Raw genomic sequence first — 15,524 nt, 5'->3', positions numbered from 1 at the left:
CCCAGGAGGTTTGCATGAGTGTTGAACAGTTTAATCCCGAGCAGGCAGCGTTGGTCGAGGTCACCCCGGCCGCCGCTAAACATTTTAGTCAGCAATTGGCCGCGGATGCTAATGCCCAGGCGGTACGTTTATCCGTCAAAGAGAGCGGCTGCACCGGTTTTATGTATGTGCTGGATCTGGTGGCTGAATCAAGCGCGGGCGATCGTGAGATCAGCTTGCCAGAGGGCGTTACCCTTTACATTGCCGAAGCCAGCGAGCAAGTAGTACGCGGCACCAAAATTGATTATGTGACCGAGGGCGTAAACCGTCAGTTGTCATTTTTAAACCCCAACGCCAAAGATTACTGCGGCTGTGGCGAAAGCTTTAACGTGGGCTAAGCCCGTAGATCCGAGCGTTTAATATGGCAACAGAGCGTGAAATGGTGGTGATGCAGGCGGATTGTCCTGCCCGGCGAGTGCCCGACGGTACCCCGGTGACCATTCCAAAAGACACTTTTGTAACAATCACTCAGGCACTGGGTGGTAACTATACCCTCAGCTATCACGGGCAAATGGTGCGGGTTGATGGCACCGATGCGGCGGCGCTGGGTAAAGAGCCCGAAGCGCTGAATTTTGTCGACGCCGGCGATGGCCAGATTAGTGATACCCAGGTGTGGGAGGCGCTAAAGTCGGTGTTCGACCCGGAAATCCCGGTAGATTTGGTTAATTTAGGGCTGATTTACGCGCTGGATATCGATCAGACTCGTGCTCACGTGGGCATCACCATGACCTTGACGGCGCCCGCCTGTGGTATGGGGCCGGTGTTGGTGGGCGATGTAGAGTATCGCGTGGGCAAGGTGCCCAATGTGCAGGAGGTTGAGGTTGAGCTGGTGTTCGACCCGCCCTGGAGCCGCGACATGATGAGCGAAGAAGCGCAGCTCGAGACAGGCATGTTTTTTTGATTTTGGCGTCACTGCCGTGGCGGTGTGTGAGTTAGGTATAACAATGAGTGAATTTGGTACAGAAATAACCAGCGCCGATATTATCGACACTCTGGGCTTCTTTGATGGCTGGGAGGAGCGCTACAAATACATCATTGACCTGGGCAAAGAGTTGCCCGAGCTGGACGATGTGTACAAAACAGAGGCGTTTTTGGTGCGTGGCTGTCAAAGCCAGGTGTGGTTGGTGAGCGAGCAGCGCGGCAATCAGCTGTTTTTTGCCGCCGATAGCGATGCGTTTATCGTAAAAGGGCTGTTGGCCGTGGTGTTGGCCGCCTATAACGGTAAAACACCCGCTGAAATTCAGGCGTTTGATATCGATGGCTATTTTGCCGAGCTTAATTTGCTTAACCATCTGAGCGCGACCCGGGGCAACGGCCTCAAGTCGATGGTGCAGCGCATTCAGCAAATCGCGGCTGCGGCGCACTGAGGCTAGGGTGGGGCAGGTAAACAGTCAGCCGGTAAAATGGCGACTCAAGCCCTGAAAAGGGGTTAGTTATTGATATAAAATGACCCAAAACCCGCGTATAATCCGCGGGTTTTGGGTATTAGAGGGGCGGGTTTGCCCCGTAAAGCGAATATAACGGAGTAACACATGGCGGTAGAGCGGACATTGTCCATTATTAAGCCCGATGCGGTGGCTGATAACCATATTGGTGCGATCATTCAGCGCTTTGAAGAGGCCGGCCTGCGCATTGCCGCGCTGAAAATGATTCAGCTGACACAAAAGCAAGCCGAGGGTTTTTACGCCGAGCACCAGGAGCGCCCATTCTTCCCCTCGTTGGTGGAATTTATGGTGTCTGGCCCGGTCTGTGTACAGGTGTTGGAAGGCGAGAATGCCATAGCCCTGAACCGCGAGCTGATGGGAGCCACCAACCCGGATGACGCCGCACCCGGTACAATTCGTGCCGATTTTGCCACGGCGGTTAGCGCCAACGCGGTGCATGGCTCTGATTCACCAGAGTCTGCTAAGCGCGAAGTGGCGTACTTTTTTTCCGCCGAGGAAATTCATTCGCGCTGATTAAGCGCAGGTAAGGTTATGGCAGTAGCAGACGTAGAGATCAACACCCCAACCACCGCCAAGGTCAACCTGTTAGGGTTGCCCGAGGCCAAACTGGTGGCCTTTTTTGAGTCGATGGGCGAAAAACGCTTTCGCGCCGCGCAGGTGCTTAAGTGGGTTCACCAACTCGGTGTTGACGACTTTGATGAGATGACCAACATCAGCAAAGCGCTACGTGAAAAGCTTAAACAACACTGTGAGATTGTGGCGCCCGAAGTGCTGCAACAGCTCGACTCGGTCGACGGCACCCGCAAGTTTTTGATTCGGGTAACCGGCGGCAGTGTGGTCGAGACGGTGTTTATCCCCGAGGGCGAGCGCGGTACTTTGTGTGTCTCATCGCAAGTGGGTTGCTCGCTCGACTGCAGTTTTTGCGCGACGGGTAAGCAGGGTTTTAATCGCGATCTTACCGCGGCTGAAATTATCGGTCAGGTCTGGATTGCAGCTAAATCTTTTGGCCAGTTGACTGCCGGCGGCCCGCGCAAAGTCACCAACGTGGTGATGATGGGCATGGGCGAGCCTCTGATGAACTTCGATAACGTGGTCGACTCGATGAACCTGATGATGCACGACAATGCCTACGGCATCTCGAAGCGCCGGGTTACCTTGAGCACCTCGGGTGTGGTGCCACAGTTGGATCGCCTGGGTGAATTTACCGATGCATGTCTTGCGATCTCGCTGCACGCGCCTAACGATGCGCTGCGCAATGAGCTGGTGCCTATTAACCGCAAGTACCCTATTGCCATGTTGCTGGATTCGGCGAAGCGCTACATCGATGGCCTGCCTGACACCCATCGCAAAATTACCATTGAATACACCTTGATCGATCATGTTAATGATCGCCCCGAGCACGCCCGCGAGCTGGCCGAGCTGCTGCGCGATGTGCCGGTAAAAATTAATTTGATTCCGTTTAACCCGTTTAATTTGTCCAACTATAAGCGCGTTAGCAACAACGCTTTGCGACGGTTTCAGGACATCTTAATGCAAGAGGGCTTTATCACCACCGTGCGTACCACTCGCGGTGACGATATCGAGGCTGCCTGCGGCCAGTTGGCGGGTACGGTTAATGATCTAACCAAGCGCTCAGAGCGGTATCGGGCAAATTTTGTCAAAGACGAGCCGGTAACAATTATTAGCCAGTAACAGGCACAAGAAATCCGGTGAATAATCGTAAATAACAAAAAGGGGCGCTTATGCTGAGAACACAAGTACAGAGTACGCGGGTTGCAAACACAAGTGTGCCAACCCTACACAAGCGGTTCGGCGCCCGGATGTCGCTGCAGCGCTTGCTGGCGCTATTGGGTACTCTGGTGTGCGCGCTGGCGCTGGCCGGCTGTGTTAGTACCGTGCCGGATTCGAAATACTCGGTTGATGAAGAAAAAGCACTCAGTAGTCATGTAGAGCTGGCGCTTAAGTATATCGAAAGCAAAAACCGTGAGTCAGCGCGCCACCATTTGCGCCGAGCTTTTGAAATTGACAGCAACTCAGTTGACGCTACTTTTGCTATGGCCATGCTGTATCAGCTTGAGGGCGAGCCAAAACTGGCGGAAGAGTACTTTAAAAAAACGTTGCGAATTGACAGCCACTACACCCGCGCCCGCAATAACTATGGTGCGTTTTTGTATTCCCGTGAGCGATATAAAGAGGCCTACGAACAGTTTGAAATTGCCTCGGAAGCGCTGGACTACGACAATCGTGCCGAGGTGATGGTTAACCTCGGGCGCACAGCGTTAGAGTTGCAAGAGCCTGAAAAAGCAATGGCGGCATTTGAGCGCGCCAACCGTATTAATGCGGGCTTGCCAGTGGTTAAGTACGAGCTGGCAGAGCTGCATTTTGCCGAGGGTGATTACGCGTCGGCTAAACGCTACCTTGATGCTTACAGTCAAATTGCCCGGCCGGCGCCGCAAACCTTATTGCTGGGTATTAAGCTCGAGCGGATTTTTGGCAATAAAGATCGCGAAGCCAGTTACGCCATGGTGTTGAAAAACAAATACCCGTATTCCAGCGAGTACCTTGAATACAAGCAATTAATACAAGAGCAATAGCTGACGAGTTATTTATGTCTGATGAGTTAGACCCCCAATCACAAGCAACCCCCGGCCCCGGCGGCAAGCTGGCGCTTGAGCGCGAGCGTCAAAATAAATCCCGTGAGCAAGTTGCAAGCGCGTTAAATATCCAGTTGGATAAGATTGTTGCCCTGGAGAGTGATCAATACGAAAAGTTATTCTCGGCTGTGTTCACCCGTGGCTATTTACGCAGCTACGGTAAATACTTGGGGCTGGATGGTGAAGCCTTGGTGCGTGAATACGAAGCTAATTTCGCAATCACCGAAGAGCCTGTGGCGCCCAACGAATCCCTCAATGTAAAAATGTCGGCGGGCCGCTCTGTGTGGCCGGCGCGTTTGGTTTTGATTCTGGTGTTGTTGGCACTGCTGGGGGGCGTGTACTGGTACGTTAATTCAGCGCCGGGCGAGGCTGTTGCCCAGCGTGAGACTCCCCCTTCTACTGAGCCCACCTCTGCGACAAATTCGGCCAACCTGGCTGTTGCGGCAGAGGGTGATAGTACCAATGCGGATAACGCTAGCGCTGATTACACGCCGGCTATTGAGCTTGCGGCCGCTACTTCTGAAGCTAACGCGCCAGAGGCTCCGGCGGAATCGCTCGTTTTACCCAGCGATTCGGTTCAGGACGAGACTGATCAAGGCGTTACCCCGGCCACCGAGGCGCAAGAGCCGGCGGCGGTTGTGAGTGATATGTCGATTGGCACAACCAGCTCGGCCGACGGCACGATTTTAGATGAACTGGTGCTGCGCTTTGATAACGAGTGCTGGCTGGAAGTGCTGGACTCAAACGGTGACTCATTGGCCGCTGATTTACAGCGCGAAGACAGCAGTATTACGCTGCACGGCGTTGCCCCGTTTAATGTTAAGCTCGGCAATCCTGCAGGCGTCGAGATTGCGTTGAACGGCGATGAAGTCGCCGTGCCCGATACCGGTGGTGCCGACAAAGTGGTTCGGTTTGACGTTTATAGCGAGATCTAGAGGCGATTATGCATAGCGAATCCCCCATTAAGCGTCGTAAGTCCCGTCAAATTATGGTGGGCAATGTGCCGGTGGGTGGCGACGCCCCGATTGCGGTGCAAAGTATGACCAACACCGATACCCATGACGTGGCGGCAACGGTGGAGCAGGTCAACCGCATTCATAGCGCTGGCGCCGATATTGTGCGAGTGTCGGTGCCCACTCTGGAGGCCGCTGACGCCTTTGGTGAAATTCGCAAGCAAGTGAGCGTGCCGCTGGTTGCCGATATCCACTTTGATTATCGCATCGCGTTAAAAGTGGCCGACTTAGGCGTCGACTGTCTGCGCATCAATCCCGGTAATATCGGCCGCGATAAACGTATTCGCGCGGTGGTTGATAAAGCGCGCGACTTAGGCATCCCGATCCGTATCGGCGTTAATGCCGGCTCGCTGGAAAAAGAGATCCAGAAAAAATACGGCGAACCGACGCCCGAGGCGTTGGTCGAGTCAGCCATGCGTCATGTGGATATTCTCGATAAATTAAACTTCCCAGACTTTAAGGTCAGTGTAAAAGCCTCGGATGTTTTTATGGCTGTGGGCGCGTATCGACAGCTGGCCAGTAAAATTGATCAGCCGTTGCATTTGGGCATTACCGAAGCCGGCGGCTTGCGCTCGGGCACGGTTAAGTCCGCCGTTGGTTTGGGGGCGCTGTTGCTCGATGGCATCGGCGACACCATTCGTATTTCGCTCGCCGCCGACCCGGTCGAAGAGGTAAAAGTCGGCTGGGATTTACTGCGCAGCTTAAAATTGCGCAGTAAAGGCGTAAATTTTATCGCTTGCCCCAGCTGCTCGCGGCAGAACTTTGACGTGATTAAAACCATGAATGAGTTAGAGATGCGGGTCGAAGACATCACGGTACCGCTCGACGTGGCGGTTATTGGCTGTGTGGTGAACGGCCCCGGGGAAGCCAAAGAGGCCGACCTTGGTTTGGCGGGTGGCTCACCCAGTAATTTGGTCTACGTTGATGGCCAGCCCAGTACTAAATTTAGTAATGAAAACTTAGTGGATAGCCTCGAGCGTTTAATTCGCGCCAAGGCCGAAGAAAAGTTAAAGGCAGAAAAAAACATTATCGCCAAAAGTTAACAGCGGCGCTGCGGCGCTACCGGGAATCACTCCTAGACGGACGTAAGGCAGAACATTGAAAAAGATTCAGGCAATTCGGGGTATGAACGATCTGCTCCCCGACGACATCGCCACATGGCAATATCTGGAAAAAACCGTAACCCAAACGTTGGCGCGTTTTGGCTACCGTGAGATACGCTTTCCGATTATGGAGCAAACCCACCTGTTTAAACGCTCCATCGGTGAAGTGACCGACATTGTCGAAAAAGAAATGTACACCTTTGAAGATCGCAGCGGCGAGAGCGTAACCTTGCGCCCAGAGGGCACGGCAAGCTGCGTGCGCGCCTGCGAGCAGCACGGTTTGCTGTACAACCAAACCCAGCGCCTGTGGTACATGGGGCCTATGTTTCGCTACGAGCGTCCGCAAAAAGGTCGCTACCGTCAGTTTCATCAAATTGGTATCGAAACCTATGGCCTGCAGGGCCCGGATATTGACGCCGAATTGCTGCTGTTAAGCCACAGCTTGTTTCAGGCCCTAAAACTCGACGACTGCGTAACGCTTGAGATTAACTCGCTGGGCAGCGATGCCGCCCGCAGTGAATTTCGCGAGGCCCTGGTGGCGTACCTTAGCGGCCACAAAGAGGCTCTGGATGAAGACAGCCAGCGCCGACTGGATAGCAACCCGCTGCGTATTCTGGACAGTAAAGTGGCTGCCACTCAGGCGCTGCTGGACGGTGGCCCCTCGCTACTCGATTACTTAGATGAAGAGTCAAAAGCGCATTTTGAAACGTTAAAGCAACTGTTGGATGCCGCTGCTGTCCCATACCGGGTTAACCCCCGCTTGGTGCGCGGCCTGGACTACTACGGTCGCACCGCGTTTGAGTGGGTGACCGACAAGTTGGGTGCTCAGAGCGCCGTGTGTGCCGGCGGCCGTTACGACAACCTGATAGAACAGTTAGGCGGTAAGCCAACGCCGGCGGTGGGCTTTGCGATGGGGCTGGAGCGCTTGGTATTGCTGCTACAGCAGCAGGACGTTGTGCCCGCCGAGGCCGCAAACACCCTGGATGTGTACTTAGTCGCGGTAGGGGATGTACAGGCCAGCGCTTTAACCCTGGCTCAATCACTGCGCACGCAGCTGCCGGGTTTGCGCCTGCAAATGCACTGTGGCGGCGGCAGTTTTAAAAGCCAGCTCAAAAAGGCCGATAAAAGCGGCGCATCGGTGGCGTTGATTTTGGGGGAAGATGAAGCGGCCAGTGATTGTGTCGTGGTAAAGTACCTCCGGGAAGACAAACCGCAGCAAAGCCTGGCGCGCACAGAGCTGACCGCGGCACTTAAAGAATATTGTCCGTCGCCCTAACGTGCAGGCGGATTTTGACCTTAGACAGAACATAAGACTGACCCGTTAGGAGTAATTCGTGAGCGATCATCTGACCGAAGAAGAACAACTAGAAAATTTAAAGCGCCTCTGGAAAGAGTACGGCTCGACTGTGATCATCAGTGTGCTAGTGGCTACCGGCGGTTATTTTGGCTGGAACTTCTGGCAGGGGCAGCAGCAGGCCAAAGCCGAGACGGCGTCTGGTTATTACGACCAGCTGGTAACCACGGCCAGTGAAGCCGGTGACGACCAGGATGCGCAAACCGCGACCATTAAGCACTTGGCTGAGCAAATTAAAGAAACCGATAGTGGCAGTGTATACGCGGCCCAGGGGGCGCTTTACGCGGCACAGGCAGGGGTTAGGAGCGGCAATTTAGATGCCGCTAAAGAGCAGCTTAACTGGGTGCTGGATAATCACGACAATCCAGCCCTGCAAGAGGTGGCACGCTTGCGTTTGGCGCGTGTATTAGCTGCCGAGGGTAAGTTTGATGACGCCTTGACTCTGGTTGCCAACCAGCCCGCTAACGGCTTTGCCGCCGAGCAGGCCGAGGTGCGCGGTGATATTTTACGGCAAAACGGTGACAGTGCTGCGGCCTTAACGGCTTACCAAAGCGCCATTGAAAAAGTGGGCGCCGAGCAACAACAGCGCCGGGTGGTGCTGCAAATGAAAATCGATAATCTCAAATCGGCCAACAACGCCGAGGAGCCTTCTGCATGAGATACCTAGCGCTGCTGTGTCTGCTGGCTGGCCTGTCTGGCTGCTCGCTGTTCAGCAAAGAAGACGGCACCGAGCCTATGGAACTGGTTGATTTTGAACCCACCGTGGAGATCGACCGGGTCTGGCATCGCGGTATTGGTGATGGCCAGGGTGACGGCTATACCCGTATCACCCCGGTTATCGACGGCGACACCTTATACGCCGCTGACTACGAAGGTGAGGTCTACGCGTTAAATCGCCTCACCGGTAAAGTGTTGTGGCGCAAAGACCTGGATACCATTTTGGCCGGCGGCGTCGGTCTGGGTAATGATCAATTACTGCTGGGTACCGATGAGGGCGAAGTGCTTGCCTTGAACATCGCTGATGGTACCGAGCTGTGGCGCACACAGCTAAGCGGTGAAGTGATGTCGGTTCCCAGTGGCGACGAAAGCATTGTCGCCGCGCAAACGCTGGATGGCCGCCTGACGGTACTGGATGCCAGCAACGGCGAGGTCATGTGGTTTTACGACAACCCGCCGCCCAAGCTAACGTTACGCGGTCGCCCGGCACCGGTTATTACAGCCGCAGCCGTCTACGCGGGCTTTGCCAATGGCCGGCTGATGGCGTTTAATCCGCAAAACGGTTTGATATTGTGGGAGCAGCGGGTGGCCATGCCCAAAGGTCGCTCGGACCTGGAAAAAATGGTCGACATTCAGGCTTCCCCGATATTGCGCGACGGTATTTTGTACATCAGTGGTTACCAGGGCCGCTTGATGGCGGTGACGCGCTCTAATGGGCGTCCTTTGTGGGCCGTTGATTCGTCCAGTTACCAAGAGATCGGTTTGGGCAGCGATGCTCTTTACATCACTAAAGACAATAGCGCTGTGGTGGCCTACAACGCTGGCAGTGGCTCTGAGCTGTGGAGCAACGAGTTAATGCTGCGCCGCCAGGTAACCGGCCCCGCTGTACTGGGTGACTATGTGGTGGTGGCCGATGAAGAGGGCTATGTGCACTTTTTAAATCGTGCGGACGGCACCTTTGCCGCCCGCGAGCGTATTGATGGCTCTGGTGTTCGCGTACCTTTGTGGAGCGATGGCGAACTGCTCTATATTTTGGCCAATGATGGTACACTGGCGGCCTACGCGATCGAACAAGACTGATCGTATCCATACCCCTGCGGCCTTACGGGGCCGCACCCCAGACACAAGATCCAAAACTATGATTCCAGTCATCGCCCTTGTCGGACGACCCAATGTGGGCAAGTCCACCATGTTTAACCGCCTTACGCGCTCGCGCGATGCCATCGTGGCTAACTACGAGGGACTGACACGCGACCGTAAATACGGCGAGGGTAAGTTTGACGATCGCCGCTTTATGGTGATTGATACCGGCGGGATCACAGGCGAAGAAGCCGGCATTGACTCAGCCATGGCGCAGCAGTCGCTGCAGGCGATCGAAGAGGCCGATGTGGTGCTGTTTATGGTCTCCAGCCGCGACGGCGTAACCAGTGGTGACTTTGCCATCGCCAAGCACTTGCGGGCACACGGCAAAAAAACCTTTTTGGTGGCCAATAAAATCGACGGGATGGACCCGGATATGGTCGCCTCGCAGTTTTACGAGTTGGGCATTGGCGAGGTGTTTGCCACCACAGCCACTCACGGCCGCGGTGTTAAAAGCCTGATGGAGTCGGTTTTTGACGAGCTGCCAGAAGAGGAAGAGCCAAGCTCGATTGCCACGTCTACCGGCATCAAAATGGCGATAGTGGGGCGCCCCAATGTGGGTAAGTCCACTCTGGTGAACCGTATGTTGGGTGAGGATAGGGTGGTCGTTTACGATTTGCCCGGCACCACCCGCGACAGTGTGTATATTCAATACGAGCGCTTTGATAAACCCTATACCATTATCGATACGGCCGGGGTACGGCGTCGCAAAAACGTCTCGGAAACCATCGAGAAATTTTCAATCGTCAAAACTCTGCAGGCGATCGACGACGCCAATGTGGTTATTTTAGTGATGGACGCCAGCGAAGGTGTGGTCGATCAGGATTTGCATTTGCTGGGCTCGGTTATCGATGCCGGGCGCGCTCTGGTGGTGGCCTTAAATAAGTGGGATGGCCTGGAAGACAGCCACAAGCAGTATGTTAAAAATGAGCTCGAGCGTCGTTTGCGGTTTATTGATTTTGCCAATATTCATTTTATCTCGGCGCTGCACGGCACCGGGGTAGGCAACTTATATAAATCCATCGAGCAGGCTTACAACTCGGCGACCGATAAGCTCTCTACCAGCTTTTTAACGCAGGTGTTGCAGGATGCGGTCAGTGAGCACCAGCCACCGCTGGTGAACGGGCGCCGGATTAAATTGCGTTATGCCCACGCCGGTGGCAGCAACCCGCCGGTTATTATAATTCACGGTAATCAAACCGCTAAGGTGCCAGCACACTATGTTCGCTACCTGGAAAAAACCTTTCGCACGGCGTTAAAGTTGCGCGGTACTCCGGTGCGGGTAGAGTTTAAATCCGGTGATAACCCATTTTCCGATCGTAAAAAGTCCAACCCCTCTGCACCTCGCAGCTCGCGCATTAGGCGCTCGCCCCGCAAAGGCAGTTAAGTTTTACCCGGTGCTGCTGTGAACCCTTTTATTGTGATTGCCCTGACGCTCGCGTTGGGGCTGGTTTTACAGTTTAGCCGCCTCGCCGGTGACCGAGCTGCCGCCCGCTTAAACGCCTACGTGATCAACGTGGCGTTACCTTGTTTGATTCTCTACGAAATGCCCCGTCTGACACTCGACGCCCGGGCCTTGTTGCCAGTGGCAACAGCGTGGGTGGTTATGACGCTGACGGCACTTATTGTTTGGCAGGTTGCGCGGCTTGCCAAGTGGTCTACACCGGTGACCGGATGTTTGCTGTTGCTGCTGCCTTTAGGTAACACCGGTTTTGTCGGTATCCCGCTGATCAATGCCCTGGTGGGTAAGGATGGCGTGGGGTACGCGATTTTATACGATCAGTTTGGCACCTTCCTCGCGCTGAATACCTTTGGCATTATCATCGCCGCGGGCTTTGGCGGTGCGCAAAGTTCTGCCACGCTGATTGCCCGCAAGATTATTACCTTTCCGCCGTTTCTCAGTTTGTTGCTCGCCATTGTCGTGCTTGCGTTTAACCTGCCGTACCCGGCGGCGCTGTCTGGCGTGTTGCACGTTGGGGCGCAGTCGTTGGTACCGGTGGTGATGGTGGCAGTGGGTATCTCTTGGCATTTACAGCTGGAGCGCCACCATATTGTAATATTTGGTTTTGGTTTGGCGGTGTTGTTGCTGATTAAACCTTTGCTGGCATGGGCTGTGGCAACACTGCTGGGTGGTGATGGGATGGCACTGACCGTGGTGGTGTTAGAGGCGGGCATGCCGGCCATGATTTCGGCCGGTGCGTTGGCGATGCGCTATAACCTGGCGCCGCGTTTAGCGGCGTCATTGGTGGGTTACAGTTTGCCGGTTGGTATTGCCAGCTTGTTTTTGTGGCGCGCGCTGCTAGCGCTGTAAATTATTTTTGTTGGTGCCAAAACGGTTGGCCGATAGTGGGTGTGCTGGGGCTGGCGGTTTGGCGTTTTTGCATTAAACCGGCGTTAAAGGCATCGCGGCCGGCATCAATCGCGTTGGCAAAGGCCTGCGCCATCAACGGCGGATTGCCGGCTTTGGCGACCGCGGTATTTAATAAAATTCCGTCAAAGCCCATCTCCATTGCCTCGGTGGCCTGCGATGGCGCACCAAGGCCCGCATCGACAATTAACGGCGCATCAAACCGTTGCCGCAACGCGTTTAGGTGGTAGCGATTTAGCAGGCCCTGGCCGGTGCCGATGGGCGAGCCCCAGGGCATCAGAACCTGGCAGCCAACATCCAGCAGCCGCTGGCACACAATAAGATCTTCGGTGCAATAGGGCAGCACCTTAAACCCTTGGCTTATGAGTTCGGCAGCGGCCTCGATGAGTGCAAAAGAGTCGGGCTGCAGGTTGTAATCGTCACCCACCACTTCGAGTTTTATCCACGGGGTATCAAACATCTCACGTGACATTAACGCCAGGTTGATGGCTTCTTTGGCGGTTTTGCAGCCGGCGGTGTTGGGCAATAATTTGCAGCCGCTGTCGCGAATGTACTGCCAGATGCTGTCGCCGTCGCCTTGTGCGGGGTTTTGCCGGCGCAACCCCAGCGTCACAATATCGCAGCGCGAGCTGACAATGGCGTCGCGCATTAATTGTGGCGAATCGTACAGGGCGGTGCCCAATAAAAAACGGCTGGTAAAGTGCTCACCGTACAGGGTTAATGGGTCTGCAATCTTGCTTGTTTGGCTCATACTTAACCACCTCCAACTGGTTGCACGATATCGACAAGGTCGCCACTGGCTAGCAGTGTGCTGCTGTGCTGCGAGCGAGGTACAAACTCGCCGTTGATAGCCGCGGCAAACTTTTCGCCAACGCTGTTTTGTGTTTGCCATTGGTTTATGGCTTCACTTAACGAAGTGGCTGGTGGTAGTTCACAGCGGGTGCCGTTTAAAAAAATTTCTATGCTGGCAGAGCTCATACATTCACCTTGTTTTGCGGGGTGCGATGATCGTATACAAAGGGTAAAAACTCGTCGCTGGTTGCGGGTTGACCAAACGCGGTTAGCACGAGTTCGGTAATGGTCGGGGCCAATAGGTAGCCGTGGCGATACAGGCCATTGGCGCGAATAATACCGTGGTCAAACTCAACCTTGGGTAAGTTGTTCATATAGGCTGGGCGTAAATTGCTATCGCTCTCGACGATTCTGGATTCGGCAAAGGCCGGCGCTAAGGTGTAAAGCGCACTCGATAATTCCAGAGACGATTGCAGACTGATCGGCGAGGTGTCTTCGCTTTCAATTTGCGTGGCGCCGATGATGTAACGCTGGCTGGGTTTAGGCACTATGTACAGCTGGTAGCGCGGATGCATAAGGCGCACCGGGCGCTGCAGTTTTACCTCGCTGGTTTGAACGTGCAGGGTTTCACCGCGCACGCCGCGCAAAGCCGGTTGCTGAGTTTTGGCGCCAAAGCCACGGCAGTCGATCACCCAATCGTAGCCGTGCCGTTGGTTGGTGTTTACCTGAATCACCGTGTGTGGCTCAAGGTTCACCCTTGTGTGCTCGAACAGCTTAACGGCATCACAGTCGCGCAGATAATCCAACAAGTTGTGCATTAACTCACGGTTGTCGAGGTGGGCCTCGTTTTCTAACAATAGTGCGCGCTTAAAGTGCGGGTTTAAATCGGGCTCAAGGGCGTTCAGCTGCTCTGCGTTTAAGTGGCGCACCAGCTCGCTGCGGGGGCCGACAACACGGGTTAAGTCGGCTTCAAATTGGATCAGTTCGCTGTCGTCCTGCGGGTGCGCCACCACCAGGCTGCCGTGGCGGTGAAAGTGGCCGGGCGCCTGCGGCCCTAACACCTGAAGCCACCGGGGCCAGAGTGTGAGGCTGTGCAGCCCCATGCGATACACCTGATAATCGGATACCACAGCCTCGCTTAACGGCGACAACATACCGGCCGCGGATATAGCCGCCGAGGGGGATTGGGTGAGCGAGCCGGCCTCGTATAAGTCGACGTTATAACCAGTGCAGGCCAAACGCCACGCGGTTAAGCGGCCGAGTAAACCCGCGCCGGCAATCGCGACGTGAGCAGTGGGAGTAGGATTCACGGTGCCTCGATATTGGTTGAGGCTGGGGAGGGCGCACCAGGTGCGTTACTTGTTCCCTCCGCAGGTATCAGCCTGTTCAGGTTCCACGGGTTCGGACGGACCGATCTCAGCCTCCGTACCTGTATTAACAACAGGCCGAGGCACCCCGACAAGAGCGCCTAATATAATGGGTTTGGCGCCGGGCTGCAATCACGCGCCCGTGCGTTAACGCTCAAGCACTTCACACTGCAGCTCGCCGTGGGCGAGCTTGGCGGTGACTTTGTCGCCGGCTTTTACCTGACGGCTGTGGCGCACGATCTCGCCGTTGGGTGCGGTAACCAGAGCGTAGCCGCGCTCTAAGGTGCCGAGTGGGCTAACACTGTGAAGGAGCCGGGCATTTTCGCCGAGGCGCTGGCGAGTACGCTGCTGGTAAAGGCTCCACTGTTGAATAAGCCCGGTGCGACTGCGCTGGAGTTGCTCTTTTAGCTGCAGCAGCGCGCGGCGCGGGTCTGTTTGGCGCGTTTGTAAATTGTTAAGACGCAGGCGTTTATCGTTTAGTTGTTGCTTGATGGCGCGTTTCAGGCGCAGCTCTAATTGATCGAGCCGTTGCGCCTGCTGGCGCAGGTTGTCGCCCGGGTGACGCAGGCGCTTTTGCAGATGCGCCAGTTGATCGCTCAGACGTAACAGCCGGCGCTGAATGGTTTGCCCCAGATGACGCTCACGTACTTGTAAGCGCTCTAGCTGCTCGGCCATATCGGGCACCACCAGCTCGGCCGCGGCCGAAGGTGTGGCGGCGCGCACATCGGCGACAAAGTCGGCAATCGTTACATCCACCTCGTGGCCGACGGCGCTGATAATGGGGATCGGGCAGTGGGCTATCGCCCGGGCGACACGCTCGTCATTAAAGGGCCATAAATCCTCCAGCGAGCCGCCGCCGCGGGTCAGCAGTAAAACATCAAAGCGCTCACTGCGCGCGGCCAGTGTCAGCGCCTTTACAATCGCCGGTGCAGCCTCTGTCCCCTGTACCGGCACCGGAATGACCGTCACCGGCACCGCCGGATAGCGCCGCCGCAGCACCGCCAAAACGTCGCGAATCGCCGCGCCGGTGGGCGAGGTGATGACCCCGATGTGGTGTGGCAGCTCGGGCAGTGGTTGTTTGCGCTCTGGCTCAAACAGGCCCTCGGCGGCGAGTTTTGTTTTGAGTAGCTCGTAGGCGCGTTGCAGGGCGCCGTGGCCGGCGGGCTCCATGTGCTCGGCGATCAGCTGATAGTCGCCGCGGCCCTCGTACAGGCTTACTTTTGCCCGCAGCAACACTTGCTCACCCTGTTTGGGGGTAAAGCGCAAATTGGCGCTGCGGTTTTTAAACATGGCGCAGCGTACCTGAGCGGCGTCGTCTTTTAGGGTGAAGTACCAGTGGCCCGAGCTGGGTCGGGCAAAGTTGGAGATCTCGCCCTCGATCCAGATCAGGGGTAGGTGGGTCTCAAGAAGCTGGCGGCTGAGGCGATTGAGCGTCGAAACGCTGTAGATCGTGCGGCCATTTTCTTCGGCGTTATTGGGTGCGGTAATCTTCATGGGGCGATTGTAACAAAGCTGGGTTAGTTTGGCGTTTT

Annotated in this window: 17 protein-coding genes and 1 riboswitch; of the genes, 13 read left to right on the top strand and 4 right to left on the bottom strand. The window is 55.5% G+C overall.

Going from position 1 to position 15,524, the window contains the following annotated elements:
- Positions 1 to 14: 14 nt before the first annotated feature.
- The 13 genes from AAC019_RS06520 (at position 15) to AAC019_RS06460 (ending at position 11,776) form a co-directional block, all read left to right on the top strand.
- Positions 15 to 377, top strand: coding sequence for an iron-sulfur cluster assembly accessory protein (locus AAC019_RS06520; RefSeq protein WP_339897838.1), 363 nt, complete (start codon positions 15 to 17; stop codon positions 375 to 377).
- Between the two features lie 23 nt (positions 378 to 400).
- The gene (gene sufT, locus AAC019_RS06515; RefSeq protein ID WP_339897837.1) at positions 401 to 940 is read left to right on the top strand and encodes a putative Fe-S cluster assembly protein SufT; all 540 of its coding nucleotides are present in this window, start codon (positions 401 to 403) and stop codon (positions 938 to 940) included.
- A gap of 43 nt (positions 941 to 983) precedes the next feature.
- Positions 984 to 1,406, top strand: a complete 423-nt coding sequence (locus AAC019_RS06510) for a SufE family protein (RefSeq protein ID WP_339897836.1) — start codon at positions 984 to 986, stop codon at positions 1,404 to 1,406.
- Between the two features lie 165 nt (positions 1,407 to 1,571).
- Complete coding sequence (ndk, locus tag AAC019_RS06505; RefSeq protein ID WP_339897835.1) at positions 1,572 to 1,997, top strand: nucleoside-diphosphate kinase; 426 nt, start codon at positions 1,572 to 1,574, stop codon at positions 1,995 to 1,997.
- Positions 1,998 to 2,015: 18 nt separating this feature from the next.
- Entirely contained in the window at positions 2,016 to 3,176 is a 1,161-nt protein-coding gene (rlmN, locus tag AAC019_RS06500) for a 23S rRNA (adenine(2503)-C(2))-methyltransferase RlmN (RefSeq protein ID WP_339897834.1), read from the top strand.
- Between the two features lie 50 nt (positions 3,177 to 3,226).
- Positions 3,227 to 4,078 (top strand): type IV pilus biogenesis/stability protein PilW, encoded by an 852-nt coding sequence (gene pilW, locus AAC019_RS06495; protein WP_339897833.1) that lies wholly within the window; start codon positions 3,227 to 3,229, stop codon positions 4,076 to 4,078.
- A gap of 14 nt (positions 4,079 to 4,092) precedes the next feature.
- The gene (locus AAC019_RS06490; protein WP_339897832.1) at positions 4,093 to 5,073 is read left to right on the top strand and encodes a RodZ domain-containing protein; all 981 of its coding nucleotides are present in this window, start codon (positions 4,093 to 4,095) and stop codon (positions 5,071 to 5,073) included.
- Between the two features lie 8 nt (positions 5,074 to 5,081).
- Complete coding sequence (gene ispG / locus AAC019_RS06485) at positions 5,082 to 6,194, top strand: flavodoxin-dependent (E)-4-hydroxy-3-methylbut-2-enyl-diphosphate synthase (RefSeq protein ID WP_339897831.1); 1,113 nt, start codon at positions 5,082 to 5,084, stop codon at positions 6,192 to 6,194.
- 55 nt (positions 6,195 to 6,249) lie between these two features.
- Positions 6,250 to 7,530, top strand: coding sequence for a histidine--tRNA ligase (gene hisS, locus AAC019_RS06480; protein ID WP_339897830.1), 1,281 nt, complete (start codon positions 6,250 to 6,252; stop codon positions 7,528 to 7,530).
- Positions 7,531 to 7,588: 58 nt separating this feature from the next.
- Complete coding sequence (locus tag AAC019_RS06475; RefSeq protein ID WP_339897829.1) at positions 7,589 to 8,266, top strand: tetratricopeptide repeat protein; 678 nt, start codon at positions 7,589 to 7,591, stop codon at positions 8,264 to 8,266.
- The gene (gene bamB / locus AAC019_RS06470) at positions 8,263 to 9,405 is read left to right on the top strand and encodes an outer membrane protein assembly factor BamB (RefSeq protein ID WP_339897828.1); all 1,143 of its coding nucleotides are present in this window, start codon (positions 8,263 to 8,265) and stop codon (positions 9,403 to 9,405) included. Before AAC019_RS06475 ends, bamB begins: the two co-directional genes overlap by 4 nt.
- A 58-nt stretch (positions 9,406 to 9,463) precedes the next feature.
- On the top strand, positions 9,464 to 10,852 hold the full coding sequence (der, locus tag AAC019_RS06465) for a ribosome biogenesis GTPase Der (RefSeq protein ID WP_339897827.1): 1,389 nt from the start codon (positions 9,464 to 9,466) through the stop codon (positions 10,850 to 10,852).
- 18 nt (positions 10,853 to 10,870) lie between these two features.
- Positions 10,871 to 11,776, top strand: coding sequence for an AEC family transporter (locus tag AAC019_RS06460; RefSeq protein WP_339897826.1), 906 nt, complete (start codon positions 10,871 to 10,873; stop codon positions 11,774 to 11,776).
- Position 11,777: 1 nt separating this feature from the next.
- Here AAC019_RS06460 and AAC019_RS06455 read toward each other — a convergent pair whose 3' ends face one another.
- The 4 genes from AAC019_RS06455 to xseA form a co-directional block, all read right to left on the bottom strand.
- On the bottom strand, positions 11,778 to 12,584 hold the full coding sequence (locus tag AAC019_RS06455) for a thiazole synthase (RefSeq protein WP_339897825.1): 807 nt from the start codon (positions 12,582 to 12,584) through the stop codon (positions 11,778 to 11,780).
- Positions 12,585 to 12,586: 2 nt separating this feature from the next.
- Positions 12,587 to 12,811, bottom strand: coding sequence for a sulfur carrier protein ThiS (gene thiS / locus AAC019_RS06450; RefSeq protein ID WP_339897824.1), 225 nt, complete (start codon positions 12,809 to 12,811; stop codon positions 12,587 to 12,589).
- A complete protein-coding gene (gene thiO, locus AAC019_RS06445; protein WP_339897823.1) occupies positions 12,808 to 13,935 on the bottom strand; it encodes a glycine oxidase ThiO in 1,128 nt (375 codons plus the stop codon). The genes thiS and thiO overlap by 4 nt, the downstream gene beginning before the upstream one ends.
- 36 nt (positions 13,936 to 13,971) lie before the next feature.
- Positions 13,972 to 14,093, bottom strand: a riboswitch (TPP riboswitch).
- Positions 14,094 to 14,139: 46 nt separating this feature from the next.
- Positions 14,140 to 15,486 (bottom strand): exodeoxyribonuclease VII large subunit, encoded by a 1,347-nt coding sequence (gene xseA / locus AAC019_RS06440; RefSeq protein ID WP_339897822.1) that lies wholly within the window; start codon positions 15,484 to 15,486, stop codon positions 14,140 to 14,142.
- Positions 15,487 to 15,524 lie beyond the last annotated feature (38 nt).

This window comes from uncultured Gilvimarinus sp. (assembly GCF_963975215.1).
Lineage (GTDB): Bacteria > Pseudomonadota > Gammaproteobacteria > Pseudomonadales > Cellvibrionaceae > Gilvimarinus.
Note: the sequence above shows the minus strand (reverse complement) of the source record. Positions and strands in the feature narration are given on the sequence as shown.